The organism is Leisingera sp. SA32, assembly GCF_056033425.1.
In genome coordinates, this window is the sequence record NZ_JBVYHB010000004.1 from 25390 (window position 1) to 40593 (window position 15204).

General features: G+C 61.5%; 16 protein-coding genes. 12 read left to right on the forward strand and 4 right to left on the reverse strand.

The genetic code is table 11. The features are described 5' to 3' along the window. Nucleotides 1–73 precede the first annotated feature (73 nt). The 5 genes from sufC to AC0IPL_RS07470 are packed head-to-tail and all read left to right on the forward strand — an operon-like array spanning nt 74 to nt 4391. Nucleotides 74–832: a Fe-S cluster assembly ATPase SufC gene (gene sufC, locus AC0IPL_RS07450; RefSeq protein ID WP_474273240.1), complete on the forward strand. Its 759-nt coding sequence runs from the start codon at nt 74–76 to the stop codon at nt 830–832. After that, nucleotides 832–2112 (forward strand): SufB/SufD family protein, encoded by a 1281-nt coding sequence (locus AC0IPL_RS07455; protein WP_474273242.1) that lies wholly within the window; start codon nt 832–834, stop codon nt 2110–2112. The genes sufC and AC0IPL_RS07455 overlap by 1 nt, the downstream gene beginning before the upstream one ends. Next, nucleotides 2112–2594 carry a YIP1 family protein gene (locus AC0IPL_RS07460; protein WP_474273244.1) on the forward strand — a complete coding sequence of 161 codons (483 nt, stop codon included), beginning with the start codon at nt 2112–2114 and terminating at the stop codon, nt 2592–2594. The genes AC0IPL_RS07455 and AC0IPL_RS07460 overlap by 1 nt, the downstream gene beginning before the upstream one ends. Next, entirely contained in the window at nt 2594–3178 is a 585-nt protein-coding gene (locus tag AC0IPL_RS07465) for a YIP1 family protein (protein ID WP_474273246.1), read from the forward strand. Before AC0IPL_RS07460 ends, AC0IPL_RS07465 begins: the two co-directional genes overlap by 1 nt. Beyond that, the gene (locus AC0IPL_RS07470; protein WP_474273248.1) at nt 3171–4391 is read left to right on the forward strand and encodes a cysteine desulfurase; all 1221 of its coding nucleotides are present in this window, start codon (nt 3171–3173) and stop codon (nt 4389–4391) included. The genes AC0IPL_RS07465 and AC0IPL_RS07470 overlap by 8 nt, the downstream gene beginning before the upstream one ends. 75 nt (nt 4392–4466) lie before the next feature. On the opposite strand, the gene tmpB is transcribed toward AC0IPL_RS07470, so the two are convergent. Together tmpB and tmpA are read right to left on the reverse strand one after the other, a co-directional pair. Next, nucleotides 4467–5057 (reverse strand): (R)-1-hydroxy-2-trimethylaminoethylphosphonate oxygenase, encoded by a 591-nt coding sequence (gene tmpB / locus AC0IPL_RS07475; protein WP_474273250.1) that lies wholly within the window; start codon nt 5055–5057, stop codon nt 4467–4469. Nucleotides 5058–5060: 3 nt separating this feature from the next. Continuing rightward, on the reverse strand, nt 5061–6194 hold the full coding sequence (tmpA, locus tag AC0IPL_RS07480; protein ID WP_474273252.1) for a 2-trimethylaminoethylphosphonate dioxygenase: 1134 nt from the start codon (nt 6192–6194) through the stop codon (nt 5061–5063). Between the two features lie 96 nt (nt 6195–6290). Here tmpA and AC0IPL_RS07485 point away from each other — a divergent pair, with 96 nt between their 5' ends. Next, nucleotides 6291–7160 carry a LysR family transcriptional regulator gene (locus tag AC0IPL_RS07485; protein ID WP_474273254.1) on the forward strand — a complete coding sequence of 290 codons (870 nt, stop codon included), beginning with the start codon at nt 6291–6293 and terminating at the stop codon, nt 7158–7160. 36 nt (nt 7161–7196) lie between these two features. Here the strand turns inward: AC0IPL_RS07485 and AC0IPL_RS07490 are convergent, their stop codons facing one another. Then, on the reverse strand, nt 7197–7529 hold the full coding sequence (locus AC0IPL_RS07490; RefSeq protein WP_474273256.1) for a PilZ domain-containing protein: 333 nt from the start codon (nt 7527–7529) through the stop codon (nt 7197–7199). 506 nt (nt 7530–8035) lie between these two features. Here AC0IPL_RS07490 and AC0IPL_RS07495 point away from each other — a divergent pair. The 6 genes from AC0IPL_RS07495 (at nt 8036) to AC0IPL_RS07520 (ending at nt 14481) form a co-directional block, all read left to right on the forward strand. Next, complete coding sequence (locus AC0IPL_RS07495) at nt 8036–9256, forward strand: MFS transporter (protein ID WP_474273258.1); 1221 nt, start codon at nt 8036–8038, stop codon at nt 9254–9256. A gap of 361 nt (nt 9257–9617) precedes the next feature. After that, complete coding sequence (locus AC0IPL_RS07500) at nt 9618–11171, forward strand: flavin monoamine oxidase family protein (protein WP_474273260.1); 1554 nt, start codon at nt 9618–9620, stop codon at nt 11169–11171. 3 nt (nt 11172–11174) lie between these two features. After that, nucleotides 11175–11609, forward strand: coding sequence for a c-type cytochrome (locus tag AC0IPL_RS07505; RefSeq protein WP_474273262.1), 435 nt, complete (start codon nt 11175–11177; stop codon nt 11607–11609). A 3-nt stretch (nt 11610–11612) separates the two neighbouring features. Continuing rightward, nucleotides 11613–12305: a c-type cytochrome gene (locus AC0IPL_RS07510; protein ID WP_474273264.1), complete on the forward strand. Its 693-nt coding sequence runs from the start codon at nt 11613–11615 to the stop codon at nt 12303–12305. Between the two features lie 267 nt (nt 12306–12572). After that, nucleotides 12573–13826 (forward strand): TrkH family potassium uptake protein, encoded by a 1254-nt coding sequence (locus tag AC0IPL_RS07515; protein WP_474273266.1) that lies wholly within the window; start codon nt 12573–12575, stop codon nt 13824–13826. Between the two features lie 10 nt (nt 13827–13836). Continuing rightward, nucleotides 13837–14481: a potassium channel family protein gene (locus AC0IPL_RS07520; RefSeq protein ID WP_474273268.1), complete on the forward strand. Its 645-nt coding sequence runs from the start codon at nt 13837–13839 to the stop codon at nt 14479–14481. A 5-nt stretch (nt 14482–14486) separates the two neighbouring features. On the opposite strand, the gene AC0IPL_RS07525 is transcribed toward AC0IPL_RS07520, so the two are convergent. Next, nucleotides 14487–15203, reverse strand: a complete 717-nt coding sequence (locus AC0IPL_RS07525; RefSeq protein WP_474273270.1) for a cytochrome c oxidase assembly protein — start codon at nt 15201–15203, stop codon at nt 14487–14489. Nucleotide 15204 lies beyond the last annotated feature (1 nt).

The following is a 15204-nucleotide window of genomic DNA, read 5'->3' on the forward strand; positions in this document are numbered from 1 at the left end:
GAATAATCGTCCCCGTGGGGGCAAGGAATAACGCGGACCTGGCGTCCGTACCAGAATATGAGACGAGGAAAAAATGCTCGAAATCAAAAACCTGCACGTCAAACTTGAAGACGAAGACAAGCAGATCCTGAAAGGGCTGGACCTTAAGGTCGAGGCCGGGAAAGTGCATGCTATCATGGGCCCGAACGGCTCTGGCAAGTCGACCCTGTCCTATGTGCTGTCCGGCCGCGACGGCTATGAAGTGACCGAGGGTTCGGCGGAGCTGCTGGGCGAAGACGTGCTGGAGATGGAACCGGAAGAGCGCGCTGCGGCCGGCATGTTCCTGGCGTTCCAGTATCCGGTGGAAATTCCCGGCGTCGGCAATATGACCTTCCTGCGCACCGCGATGAACGCACAGCGCAAGGCCCGTGGCGAAGACGAACTGTCCGCCTCCGACTTCCTGAAAGAGGTGCGCGCCAAGGCAAAAACCCTGAAAATCGATGCCGAGATGCTGAAGCGACCGGTCAACGTCGGCTTCTCCGGCGGTGAGAAGAAGCGCAACGAGATCCTGCAAATGGCGATGCTTGAGCCCAAGCTCTGCATCCTGGACGAAACCGACTCCGGCCTCGACGTAGACGCAATGAAGCTGGTGGCCGACGGCGTCAACGCCCTGCGTGACGAGGGCCGCGGCTTCCTGGTCATCACCCACTATCAGCGCCTGCTGGACCACATCAAACCCGATGTGGTGCATATTCTGGCCGATGGCCGCATCGTGAAAACCGGCGGCCCCGAGCTGGCGCTGGAAGTGGAAAACAACGGCTATGCTGGCATCCTGGCCGAGGTGGACGCGTAATGGCACTGGCAGAAGCAAAACAAACCGCAACCGAGGTGCGGCTGGCGGCGTTGTCGCTGCCGCAAGACGGCTGTCTTGCGACGGCCCGCCAGGCGGCCCTGTCGCGGGTCCAGACCATGGGCCTGCCGGGGCGGCGGGATGAATACTGGAAGTATACGCGTCCCGATACCCTTGTTCAGGTCGACGCCCCCCATGCCGCCGTTTTTGAAACCGGCGAGCCGCCGATGTTCAACGACTTCGACCGGCTGAAAGTGGTCTTTGTCGACGGCGTGTTTGATGCGGAGGCGTCCGACGAGCTGGCGCTGGAAGGCATCAGCATTGAACGCCTTGCCGAGGTGGAGAAGAAAGATATCCATTGGGTCAAGGACTTGTATGGCGTTCTTGAAGCCCGCGGCCAGACCCCGGTGCAGCGCCCGCTGGCGGCGCTGAACAGCGCTTTTGCCACAGATGGCGTGGTGGTCCATGTGACCGGCAAACCGTCCAAGCCAATCAACCTGATCTATCGCCACACCGACGCGGCCTCCGACGCGATCCTGCATCACGTGATCCGCGTGGATGCAGGCGCTGAGGCGACGTTCCTGGAGAACGGCCCCGCTGCGGCGCGGTTCAACAAATGCATGGAAATCGACATTGCCGACACCGGCCGCTTGCATCTGGTGCGGGCGCAAGGGCGTGACCACGAACGGCGCGCGGCGACGCATTTGTTTGCCCGTCTGGGCACGGAGTCGGTGTTCAAAACCTTCACCCTGACGGTAAACGGCGTGCTGACCCGTGACGAGGCCGTGGTGGAGCTGACCGGCGACGATGCGGTTGCGCATATTGCCGGCGCCTGCGTTGGCGACGGGGATTTCCATCACGACGACACCGTCTTTATCACCCATGACGCGGTCAACTGCGAAAGCCGCCAGGTGTTCAAGAAAGTCCTGCGCAATGGTGCTACCGGCGTGTTCCAGGGCAAGATCTTGGTGAAGGAAGGCGCGCAAAAGACGGACGGCTATCAGATCTCCCAGTCGCTGCTGCTGGACGGCGACAGCCAGTTCCTGGCCAAGCCAGAGCTGGAAATCTACGCCGATGATGTGGCCTGCTCGCACGGCTCCACCTCTGGTGCGATCGACGAGGAAGGTCTGTTCTACCTGCGCTCGCGCGGGGTGTCCAAGGCCGAGGCGACCGATCTGATGACCCTGGCCTTCTTGGCCGAGGCGGTCGAGGAGATCGAGAACGGCGATGTGGCGGACGCCATTATCGCTCGGCTCGAGGGCTGGCTGGCCCGGCGCCACTGATGTCGGTCACGACGGACATTCCGGCAACCTACCTGGGGCCGCGCAAGGTTTTTGCGCGGCTTCTCAGCATGGGGCCGCGTGAAGACCGGCTGCTGGTTTTTCTGCTCAGCGGTTGCGTGCTGACGTTTGTGGCGCAGATGCCGAAACTGGCCCGAGAGGCGCATCTGACCGGTCAGGAGCTGAACATGCTGCTGGGGGGGGCGCTGTTGGGCATCGTTTTTATTGCGCCGCTGCTGCTGTACACCTTGGCGTTGGTGGCCCATTGGCTGGCCCGCGCGTCAGGTGGACGCGGGGAGGCGCATAAGGCGCGGCTGGCGCTGTTCTGGGCCTTCCTGGCCGCCAGCCCGGTATTGTTGCTGCATGGATTGGTGGCCGGATTCATAGGAGCCGGTGCGCCACTCGACATCGTGGGTGCCATCTGGTGTGTAGCCTTTAGTTGGTTCTTCGTCTCGGGAATGGTTCAAGGATACTGGGCAAGTTGATGAAAACGCTGTTTGATTTTGCTGTCGTTACGGTGCGGTCGCCGCAGTTGGCTGCCAGCCGCATCTTGGCCGAACCTTGGCCGCGCGAAGCGCTTTGGACGGCGTTTGTGCTGTCGGTGGTGCTGAACAGCTGTGTCTATGCGTTGCAGCAAATCCTGTTTCCGTTGCCGCCGGACCTGCTTCTGCCGCGGTTTTCCCCGGGCGTGTATTTCGCCGTTGTTCTGGCACTGCAAGTGGCCTTTATCGCTGTGCTTTCGACAACCGGGCGCTGGCTGGGCGGGCAGGGCGATTTTGCGGCGCTGCTGGCGGTGGTGACTTGGCTGCAGCTGATGCAGGCGGGGTTGAACGCGGCCCTTATCGTGCTGTTCCTCGTGGCGCCGACAGTGGCGGCCTTGGCGAATATCGGGGTCAATATTCTGGTCTTCTTCATCCTGCTGCATTTTGTCAAAGCCGCCCATGCGTTTGACAGCGTCTGGCGTGCGCTGGGAGTTGTGCTGATGGCCAGCCTGATCCTGGTGTTTGCCCTTCTTTTCCTGCTGGGCCTGATCGGCCCCACCAATTTGGGATTGCCCGAACATGTATGATGTGGAAAAAATCCGCGCCGACTTTCCGATCCTGTCGCGGACGGTGAACGGCAAGCCGCTGACCTATTTGGACAACGGCGCTTCGGCCCAGAAGCCGCAGGTGGTGATCGACGCCGTGACCCGCGCTTATGCGGAGGAATATTCCAATGTTCACCGTGGCTTGCATTACCTTTCTAACCTCGCGACAGAGAAGTACGAGGCCGTGCGCGGCACCGTTGCGCAGTTTTTGAACGCGGGCGACGAAAATAGCATCGTTCTGAACTCTGGCACCACTGAGGGCATCAACCTGGTTGCCTATGGCTGGGCAATGCCGCGGTTCGAGGCAGGCGATGAGATAGTGCTTTCTGTGATGGAACATCACGCAAATATCGTTCCTTGGCATTTCCTCCGCGAGCGCCAGGGCGTGGTACTGAAATGGGTGGATACTGAGGCTGACGGCAGCCTGGATCCGCAAAAGATGATCGAGGCGATCACCCCGCGCACCAAGCTGGTTGCGGTGACGCAATGCTCCAACGTCTTGGGCACTGTCGTGGACGTGAAAGCCATTACCGCCGCCGCCCAGGCCAAAGGGGTGGCGGTGCTGGTCGATGGGTCACAAGGTGCGGTGCATATGCCCGTAGATGTGCAAGACATCGGCTGCGATTTCTATGCGATCACCGGGCACAAGCTTTATGGCCCCTCCGGGTCTGGCGCGATTTATATTAAGCCGGAGCGGATGGCGGAGATGCGGCCCTTCATCGGTGGTGGTGACATGATCCGCGAGGTATCCAAGGAGCAGGTGATCTACAACGATCCGCCAATGAAGTTTGAGGCCGGCACGCCGGGCATCGTTCAGACCATCGGCCTCGGCGTCGCGCTGGACTATATGATGGCGCTTGGCATGGAGAACATCGCCCGCCACGAGGCAGAGCTGCGCGACTATGCCATGGCACGCCTGGCTGGGCTGAATTGGGTCAATATCCAAGGCCAAGCGCCTGGAAAGGCAGCAATTTTTAGCTTCTCGCTGGAGGGAGCCGCGCATGCCCACGACATTTCCACGATCCTGGATAAGAAAGGCGTCGCGGTGCGCGCGGGCCATCATTGCGCAGGTCCGTTGATGGATCACCTCGGGGTCTCTGCAACCTGCAGGGCGTCCTTTGGGCTCTATAATACTAAGGCTGAGGTCGATACTCTGATCGAGGCGCTGGAACTGGCGCATGAGTTGTTCGCCTGATCCGCAGCATCCGACCCCGCGAAGCATTCTAACAGAAAACGGCGCCGGAGGGGCGCCGTTTGCTTTTGCAGATGGTCAGGTCTGCACGTGTTTGTCGACCATCCGCTGCACCATTGGCGCAAAGTGCCAGAAGTCAGGCGTGTGCATGTCGGCGCGTTTGCCGGCCTCATCCAGATAGCGCACCGCTATAATCTGCGGCAGGTTCGGATTGGTCTCGAACGCGGCGACTTCCTCGGCGGTCATCGGGCCACCTTGTAGGTGTAACGAGTGGATCGATGCCTCTGACAAACGTTTGAAGTATTCCGGCTTGGTCGCGCAAAGATAACGCTTCGCCGCCACGTGATAGCGCACGCAGTCGGTGATCACGCTGGGAAAGAACCGCTCCAGAACCTCGGCCCCGGCATCCTCGTGGTGGCGGTCTTCTGTGTCGGCCATGTTGAAGGTTCCGAACTCGCTGGTGAAATGGCCGATGTCATGCAGCAGCGCACCGACGATGATCTCCTCGGGCTGGCCGTTCTGCTCGGCGATCGTCGCGCCCTGCAGCATGTGCTCAGTCATGGTCACCGGCTCGCCCAGGTATTCTTCGTCGCCACGCCGGTCAAAGATGTCGCCCAGGAAGGCCACGATGTTGTCCCGGTTGAGGACGCTAAAATCCGGTTTGTTCATCGCTCAACCCCTCCGTTCTGCGTTCAGCACCGCCAGGGTCGACAGCAGCCCGTCCTTGTCGGCGTAGCACCCCTGCAACCAGCGCGAGCCGCTGCCGGAATAGCCCAGCCGCGCGTGCAGCACACGGGTGTTGTCAACGATGAAACTTTCGCCCGGCTCCAGTTTGAAGGCAATGCCCATCGCCGGATCATCGATGATCTTGGTCAGCTGCCGGTAAGCCGCGTAATAAGCCTCCATCAGATCGAAAGGAACATCGACCAGCGGCGCGGCGGAGCGGTTGTTGAAACGCACGCCGATTAGCTCTCCGTCTGGCGACAGTTCAATCATCGGTCTGCTTGCGCGCAGGTGCACCCCGTCAGAGCCCTTGTATTCGAACCGTGCGGGGTAGCCTGCCAGCAGCGCAAAACCCTCGGGATTGTCCTGGCGCAGCCGTTCGGCGGCGCGAAAGCCGTCCACCACGATACTGTCACCACCCTCGGCTGAGTTCTCAAGACAGTAGAGGATCTGCAGGGTGGGCACCGGATCGCGATAGGGGTTGTCGGTATGCGCCTGAAGCCCGAGGCCGGTAAAGGCGAGGTTGGTGGGGTTCACCTCCGTGCGAACCTCGAAGTAGCGGCCATAATTGGTCTCGCGGACAAACCCGAACATCGCCGCGCAGTCCACCAGCGCGCCTTCGCGTACTGGGCCGCCGGTCAGCTTGGAAAAGCCGAAGCGTGCGACGGCGTCCAGCCAGTCGCGTTTGACCTGCGGCTCATCCTGAACCTGCTGCCAGGCAAAGGTGGGGGCGGTTCTGGTGCTGTCCCAGGTTTCGACTTCCGGCGGGAGCCGTCCGAAGTCCCGTGTGTTTTCCGTGTCGTAGCTGTGTTCTTTCAACCATGTCAGCGGGAAGGTCACGGTCTTTCCGTCGGGATCGAAACACACGTCCAGATGCTGGTCGCGCAGCTCGGCGCTGCGGATCCGACTGTCTTCGGGTATGTCGGACAGCGTTATCAGGCGCTGACCATTGCCCGGCGCGCGGGTCTCTGGGTCCAGCGCGTTGTCGCGCAGCCAGATCGCGTGAAACCGGCTTTGGCTACCGTCAGCAAAATTCAGGGTCAGAAATTGTCCTGATGTGTCAGTGGCGAGGATGGCGGGCATGCGGGCCTCCAGTTTTCCGTTTCCTGCTTGTGTGGCTAACGGAATGAAGCCATCAAGAGAACGACGGATATTTGGGGCTTAGGGCAAGGAAATCTTATGTCTGACAGTGTCGCCCGGCCAGGGCTGCCGCCGCTTGACTGGCTCAGAGTGTTTGAGGCGGCAGGTCGGCATGGCACCTTTACTGCCGCTGCTGAGGAATTGGGCACCAGCCAAGCGGCCGTCAGCCAGCGCATACGCAACTTGGAGACATGGCTGGGGCGGCCGTTGTTTGTGCGAATGGCGCGCGGTGTCGTGCTGACGGTGGATGGCGAGAGCTACCTGCCGTTGGTGCAGGACACGTTGCTGACGCTTGCCCAAGGCACTCGCACCCTGTTTGACCACAGTCTACGTGAGCTGCGGATCGCGGCATTGCCCGGACACTTGGATCTACTGCTGCTGCCGCGTCTGGCTAGGTTTTCAGCGGAGCACCCGAACTTGCGGATCGCCATGGAAACCGTCCCCAAGCGGCTGGAATTCGACGCTGCCGAAGATGCGGTGCACATCCGCTATGGACGCGGAAACTGGGAGCGGCGGGAGGTGGCGCTGCTGGCAAACGAGGTGATGCGGCCGATGGTTGCGCCGTCGCTGTCGGCGGACTGGCAGCAACATCCGGTGATTGAACTGCGCGGCGAGCGGCCGGGGTGGGCGGAATGGGCCCGGATCACCGGTGAAGAGGTGCCCGCACGCGGTGTGATTTCCGTGGATTCGATGTCCCACGCGCTTGAGGCGGCGCGGCTTGGACAGGGTGTGGTGCTGGGGTCTTGTGTGTTGGCACGCCGCCTTCTCCAGAACGACCAGCTGCGCTGTGTGCCGGCACCGGAAATGTCGACGGTGGACGGCTACTGGCTTACCTGGCCGCCAAGCCTGGGAACGACGCAAAAGCAGGCGCGGCTGTTGCAGGCTCTCGTCGAGGCCCTGACTGGATAGTCGAACGGGAAGCTCCCGCAGCGGCGCGCTGCGGGGTCAATCCGGATATTGGCCTGTCTGCGTGAAATAGGCCTCCAGTATCGGGCGGGCGCTGCGTCTGCTGGCGAAAGCAAACCCAATTTGATCGGCCTTCCGCCAGCGCGAGCGTAGGGCAAATTCACCGATGTCAGGCACCTCCAAAGCGCGTACCGTTGCGAGGTTGAAATGGTTTTGGGCGGCCGGAAGGCGAACCGCCAGCCCACTGTAGCTGATATTGTAAACCGTTGCCGCGATTGCCCCCGTTTCCAGGTGAATGACGCAGGGAAGATTAAGACTGAGTCGGGGTTCGGTAGGTTCTGCCGTTCGGAAGATCGAGTTGGATCGTACCATTCCGCCGCTCCGATGATGATGCAAATCAGAAATGCAGACTATCAACGCAAGGTTGATGAAATCTTAACGCTGCGTAAATCTTGGTTGACGACAGATGTGGCGCATCGCAGGGAATTTGAATGCGTTGATTGAGACTCTGGCTGAGTTTAAAACGTCATCTTGCATCGATTGCTTACCAAGCATTCGAAACCCGGTGCCCCAGCTGGCAGTCCGCTGGTCAGCGTTGTAGGACCGGATCCTGCACGAAAACCCTCGGACTCCCAGTGCTTTGTTCGTGTTCTCCATTACGACAGGGTGTGTGGTTACAGGTGCGGCGTCAGCGCCTGTGGCGATTTACGCTGATGTTTGATCGGCCATGGGAAAATCGCTAAGGTTTCATAGACAGATAGCGGACGCACCTCGTCTCCGGGGGGCTCGGGGGGCTTGGAAAAATTCGTAGCCCCCTTGGTTCGGCCGACTTTATCATCGTTCCGAGTGTTCAAACCATGATGGGTGATACGAAGGACATGCGCGGTACAATATGGCCCCTTTTCACCCTGTTGCTGGGATTCTCTTTGTTACAGATGAGCAACGGGCTGCAAGGAACGCTTCTTGCGGTGCGCGCCGGCCTCGAAGGTTTTGGCGGGGCGACCACCGGGCTTATCATGTCGGGATTCTTTGCGGGGCTGAGCCTAGGATCCTTTGCTGCGCCGCGGTTGATCGACGGGGTCGGGCATATCCGCACGTTTGCCGGTCTGGCGTCGCTTGCCTCGGCGGCTGCGCTGATGCATCTGGCCTTCATTGATCCGTGGATCTGGATCCTGGTGCGGATCTGCACAGGCTTTGCCTTTGCCGGGCTGATCATCGTAACGGAAAGCTGGCTCAATGCTTCAGTCAGTTCCGCGCAACGTGGCAGGCTGCTGGCGGTCTACGGTATGGTCGGGATGGCAGCGGGTGCGGCGGGGCAGTTCCTGCTTAACCTTGGCGATCCCGCGGAATTCATCCTGTTCGTGCTGGTTTCCATCGTCATGTCGCTGGCGCTGGTGCCAATCTCGCTCACCCGGATCAGCGGACCAAGCACGGAGGAGATCCAGGAGCCGCCGTCGCTGAAACGCCTGTGGGGGTTGTCGCCCTACGGGGCTGTCGCGGCCGCGCTGGTGGGCGCATCGATTGGCACCTTTTACGGACTGGCGCCGCTCTTTGCGCAGCAGATCGGCTATGCCCAGTCGCAGATTGCCCTGTTGATTGCCGCGTTCACCATCGGCGGGCTGATTTTGCAGTTTCCACTTGGTTGGCTCTCCGACCGTGTCAGCCGCCGTGGCCTCGGAATTGGGCTGGCGCTGGCCGGGGCGGTGCTGATGCTGGTGACTTTCCCGTTCTCCGCGCCGTCGCGCATGCTGCTGCTGGTTCTGGGTTTTGCCATCGGCGGGCTGATCCTGCCGGCGCAGGCCATTGTCATCGCCCATGTGAATGACCGAGCCCCGGGTTCTGCGGTTCTGGCAGTGTCGGGGGGTCTGGTGTTGATGCAGGGGATCGGGGCCGCAGTTGGGCCATTCTTTGCCGGCTGGCTGCTGGACCTCATGGGTCCGCGCGGCCTGCCGCTGGCGCTGTCTGTGTTCCAATTGGCGATCTTCGGCTGGGGCCTGCTTAGGGTCATCATGCGCAGCGATCCCGAAACGCGCGAGCGCCACGCGGCACCGCCGCTAACCGCGCACCCGGTGGAGGGAGACCTGAGCCGGGAAGGGTGATTCACGTCGTTCACGGCTGTCGGTCGGTGTGGCGAGTGTTCATTCCTTTTAGGATCTTGATCATAGGCTGCGCGGGGCTGGCCCGTCTTTCATCCGGTCGCGCAGCACAGTGCAGTTGGGCAAGGGCAGGGACCTGAGCTGCAGATCATTTTTGTGCGCGACGCCCTGCGGGAGGATACCCGTTCAGATAGAATGGACCTGCGGTTCGGGCCAGCCCCCAAATGCGCATTTCTTCGGAACCAAGCAGACATGGCAGGCGTTTATTTCTCACATTGCTGTGAAATTTCACCTTACAGAGGAGCGGTCTCTCATGTCCCAACCCTCCAATGCCCGGCCTCCTTCCCGGCGTGATCTTCTCAAAATGATCGGCCTTGCCGCGGGGTCTTCCACCATGCTGCATGCGATGTCGTCCTTGGGTCATGCCAGGCAAAGCCCCTATAAAGGTCCCATCGAGTTGTCCGGTGCGCCGCAGGGGCGAAAGGTTGTGGTACTGGGAGCGGGGCTTGCCGGAATGTGCGCCGCGTTAGAGCTGCGCAACGCGGGCTATGAGGTCAGTATTCTCGAATACCAGAAGCGCGCCGGCGGTCGCTGCTGGACCCTGAAAGGCGGTGATGAGATCGAGGAACTGGGTGGCTACAAACAAAAGGTCGAATTCTCCAAGGGGCAGTATATCAACATCGGACCATGGCGGATTCCGCATCACCACCTGGCGTTGTTGGACTATTGCCATCGGTTGAATGTGCCGCTCGAAGTCTTTGTTCAGGAAAACCACAACGCCTATCTGCACTCCCAGACGGCCTTTGATGGCAAGCCGATCCGCTACGGCCATGCCTGGGCCGATTACGTGGGCCAGATCACTGAATTGTTGGCAAAATCCGTCGACAAGGGGCGGCTCGACAGTGCCCTGGCTAAGGAAGACACTGAGATCCTGCTGGAATCGCTGAAATCCTTTGGCGTGCTGAACAAGGATTACGCCTATGAGGCCAGTCTCGACACCGCTGAGTACCGAGGTTACCCGGATTACGGGGCACCGGGTGGGGGGCTCTATGATGCCGCACCCGAACCCTCCGAGCCGATTGAACTGACCGACATTCTGAAATCGCGCTTCTGGGAGAAGATGCGCAACCACACCACCTATCGCCACCATGCGCCGATGTTCCAGCCAGTGGGCGGTATGGAGGAAATCGCCCATGCCTTTGCCCGCGAAGTGGAGGACGTGATCACTTACAACGCCAAGGTCGACCACATCATTCAGACCGAAGATGGCGTCGAGATTCGATATTCCGGTGCCGATGGCGAGGGCAGCGGCGGCGTGGAGACGGCGGACTACTGCATCTGTACGATCCCCTTCACCATTCTCAGCCAGCTTGACGTCGACGTCTCGGCCGACCTGCGCCGGGTCATGCGGGCGTTGCATTACCATGAGGCCGTTAAGGCCGGGCTGGAGATGAAGCGCCGCTTTTGGGAGCGGGACGAGCAGATTTACGGCGGCATCACCCTGACAGATCTGCCGATCGCTGAGATCAGCTATCCTTCCTCCGAAATGCATTCAGACGGGCCGGGTGTCTTGCTGGGGGCCTATGTGTACGGGCCGCAAGCCTATGCGTTCAACTCCATGTCGCCTGACGAGCGATTGAAGACCGTGCTCGAGCAGGGGGCGCGCATTCACCCGCAGTACCGTGATGAGTTCAGCAATGGTGTGGTCCTGAGCTGGCACCGCGTTCCTTGGATGCTGGGCTGCTACTCCGACTGGGATGACCGCGGTCGCGACTATGAGATCGCGGCGACGATGGACAACCGGCTGGTCTGCGCGGGCGAACACATCAGCTATCTCCCCGGCTGGCAGGAGGGGTCCTTGCTCTCGGCGCTGGATGCGGTGCGACAGGTGCACGACCGTGCCGTGCAGGAGGGATGAGCCATGCGTTACCTGATCTTGCCGTTGTTTCTTGCGCTGGCCCAGCCGGCCTTGGCGCAACAAGACAACTCCCAGGTTGACGCGGGGCGGCGCGCGCTTGGCTCGACCACAGATGAGTTTACCGACAGCGACGGTGCCGAGCTGTACCGCCGCGCCTGTTCCGGCTGCCACGGTCCCGAAGGCGAAGGAGCCCACGGGGCCGGAAAATACCCCGCCCTGGCGTCCAATCCTCGGCTTGCTCACAAACGCTATCCGATCAACCTGATCCTTGAGGGCAATGGTGCTATGCCCGCCTTTGACGAGTGGCTGGACGACGCGCAGGTTGCGGCTGTGGTCTCCTTCATCCAGACCAATCTGGGCAATGACTACGAAGGCGATGTTTCTGCCGAAGAGGTGAAACGCATGCGCGCCGAATTCGCTGATCTGGAGGAGGGCTGAGCCATGAGATTTACCATTCTACTGCCCTTCACCGCGTTCTTCGCCTGTGCGGCGAACGCACAAACACCGCCGCCTCTTTTTGGCGGGGCCGAAGGAGGGGGCGAACGGACGCCCGACACCGCTCTGGGCCGTGCCGTTGCCTCTGGCGGCGCGCAATCGGGCGGGGTCGGCATGAAATGCATGGCCTGTCACGGGCTGGATGACGCCGGAGCGGGCTTGGGTGATATGCCGGGGCTGGCTGGATTGCCCGCCGACTATCTCGCTGCACAGCTCGATGCCTTCATGTCCGGCGCGCGCTTGTCGCCCGTCATGGTGCCGATCGCCATGCAATTGAGCGAACAGGAGCGCATGGCAGTGTCAGACTACTATGCCTCAGTCGCGCCGAAACTCTCCAAGTTTGATCACGAGGCGCCGACCGATCTGGTGCAACAGGGCGGCGCGCTTGCGGCGTCCGGCAGCGAAACGGTAACGGCCTGCAACCAATGCCACGGTGGCAGTGATACAAGTGGCGTGGCTATCCCGCGGCTGGCAGGGCAGTCGGCACAATATATTGCCGATCAACTTGTTGCATGGCGCGAGGGAGACCGGGCGAACGGCCCGCTCAACATCATGAAGCAGATCGCCAAGTCAATGACTCCGGAAGAGACTGAGGCCGTGGCGCTTTACTACCAGCAGACCCCGCCTGATGCCCAGTAAACCATCAGAAACGAGGGTGCCGAAAGCCCGGAAACAGAAGGCTGGGTCCTGATGGCCATCCGCCCTGCTTCCTTTTTTCGGTCGGGGTCTATGGCCGTGATGACCGTGGCGCGTCCGCACGTTATTGCGCTGACTCTTGGCAAACATGCCCTGATTTTCGCTGTGCTCTGCTTGCCTCCAGGCGCTTGGGCGCTGGTGGAGGGGGACTTTCTATTGGCCCTGGTCCTGCTTGCCCCAGCTGCCCTTTCGGGGCTGATACATTTTTCCGTGCGCGCGCGCCCACTGCCAGAGGACCTGCGCGGGGTGGAGGCGATGATGACCGTGGCGCTGGTCTTTCTGATCGCCGCCCTTCTGACCATGCCAGCCTTTATCGTGCTGGGGATGCCCTTCGTTGATGCCTTTTTCGAGGCGGTCAGCGGCATCACTACAACCGGTCTCAGCTTGGCACAGGAGGCCGAAAGCTGGCCCTTCGCGGGCCATGTTCTGCGCGGCTGGATGCAGTGGTGCGGCGGGCTGGTCATGGCTACGGCGGTGTTGGCGCTCCTCTTGCCTCGCGGGCGGCCCGCGCGGCGGCTTGGGCAGGTCGATATTCAGCAGGGCGACCGGATTTCCTCGACCCGCCAGCAGGCGCGGCAATTGCTGACGGTCTACGGCGCACTAACGTTGGGTATGGTGGTGTTGACCATGCTGGTGATCCCCGATTGGCGCGAGGCGTTGGTGCTGACGCTCTCGGCCATCTCGACCGGTGGGTTCTCTCCGCGGGCCGACAGTCTTGCCAGCTATTCCCACCTGGGGCAGGCGGTGGTGATCCTCTCCTCCGTGCTGGGGGCGATCTCTTTGCTGGTGTTTGTGTACATCGGGCAGGGGCGGCACCGCGACGCATGGGAGCTGGGCTCGGTGCAGCGGGTGCTGTCGGCGATAGCGTTCATGCTGCTGGTCTATCTGGTGGCCGTGGTGGCCACCTCGCAGGAGCGAGAGCTCACCCTCTATGCCCACGCGCTGAACCTGATATCGGGGTTGACCACGGCCGGGTTCTTCACCGGGCCAACCTATGACGCTGGTCCGGCGCTTCTGATCCTGCTGTTGGCGATGGCCTGGGGTGGCGATGCGGGATCGACTGCGGGTGGGCTCAAACTGACCCGGCTGCACGTCTGCATCGGTGTGATGGTCCATGCGGTCCAGCATGTACGCATAACCGATCATGCCGTCGTCCCGCTGCGGCACGAGGGGCACCCGGTCTCGACCCGGGCGGTTGTGTCGCTTCTGGCCACTATCCTCATCTACCTCTCTTGCGCGGGGCTTTTGTGGTTTCACTTTGTGGTGCACGGCTATGCCCCGTTGTCGGCATTGTTTGATAGCATTTCGGCCCTTTCGACGGTGGGCTTATCGGCCGGCACCGTGAGCGCGGACATGGCGACCGATCTGAAGCTCTCGGTGGCGTTTGCGATGTGGTTGGGGCGGTTGGAATTTATCGCCGTGCTGGCGCTGTTGCTGCCGCGCAGTTGGGCCAGGGGATCATAGGAGAACACCCATGCGCATCATCATCGTCGGCGCGTCGAGCTTTGGCCTCGCCATCGCCAAGCAACTGATCGAGACCGACCGCGAGGTTGTGCTGATCGACAAGTCTCGCGAGCTTCTGGAAGAGGCGGCCGAAGAGATCGACTGTGGCATGATGGAGGGCGACGGCGGTAACCCCGATGTGCTCCGGGAGGCGTTCCGCGGCGAGGAAGACGTTTGTATCGCCGTGACCAACGCCTCTGAGATCAACATTCTTGCCGCGCTCATCGCCCGCTCCATCGGCTACGGGCGGGTGATCCCACAGATCACCTCCAATGCACTGTTGCGCGTTTGCGGTGAACTGGGTCTGGACGATGTCATAAATCCCCATGCCAGAGTGGCCGATGACATTGTGGAGGTGTTGACCGGCGATGATGATGCGATGCAAGAACCGCTGCTGCAGGAAGGTCTCATGCTGACCCGCGTAAGCGTCCCTGCGCGGCTGGCGGGTGAGCAGGTGCCGGACCTACCGGGTGACGGGCGTGTCGTGGCGCTGATCCGGGATGGAGAGGAGCAATTGCCTGACAGGGAGGTTTCCCTTCAGGAAGGCGATACGTTGGTCGTGGTCCTGCGCCGTGACGCGCAAAATGACCTACAGGAGACCTTCGCCGCCGACTGATCCGCTCAGGCCGCGTCCTGGATGGTGGCGTCCTGTTGCAGGAAATGGCGCACCTGCAAGGCCACCAGCACCATAAAAAGCCCTCCGCCCGCAACCCACATGAGTGCGCCAGCCAGTTGCTGATCGGCCAACGCCGAGAGCCCATAGGGCATGGCGGTCAGCGCGTGCCAATCGTGCCAGGCGGTGGGCGCCAGGGTGAGCGTCACGGCAAATGCGGTGAGCTGCGCCGCGGTAAAGACGGCCGGCAGCGTCGCCCGTGCTTCATTTGCGCGAAAGGCCATGAACAGGGCGATGGCCGTGCCGGTGAGCGACAAATGCATCGCCCAATAAGTCAGATCTGACTGCAAGGTAGCGGCATAGGGCAGCGGGCTGTGCCAGACCCAGAAGAGCAGTGCAAAGGCCAGGGCCACAGGCCAGACCGGCAGCCTCAGTCGCGGTAGCGCAGCAGCGATCAGCGGCGCGGCGACCAGCGTCAGCAGGATATGCTGCCCGACCCGCGCCGAAAACAGCGCCATTGAAGCCGCACATAGCGGGGAGACAAAGAGAAGCGCCACCAGAGCCGCAGCGCCCATCGCGTGCCCCCGGCGCTCGGCCTGCCGCCAGAGCAGGGCGGCAAACAGCACAAGGCCGGCAAGCAGGAAGGGGTCCAGTGTCCAGCGGGTCAGCAGATCGCCCGGCAGGGGCGGCGTGCCACAGAAGGGGGTATAGGCGTCCTGGGTCATG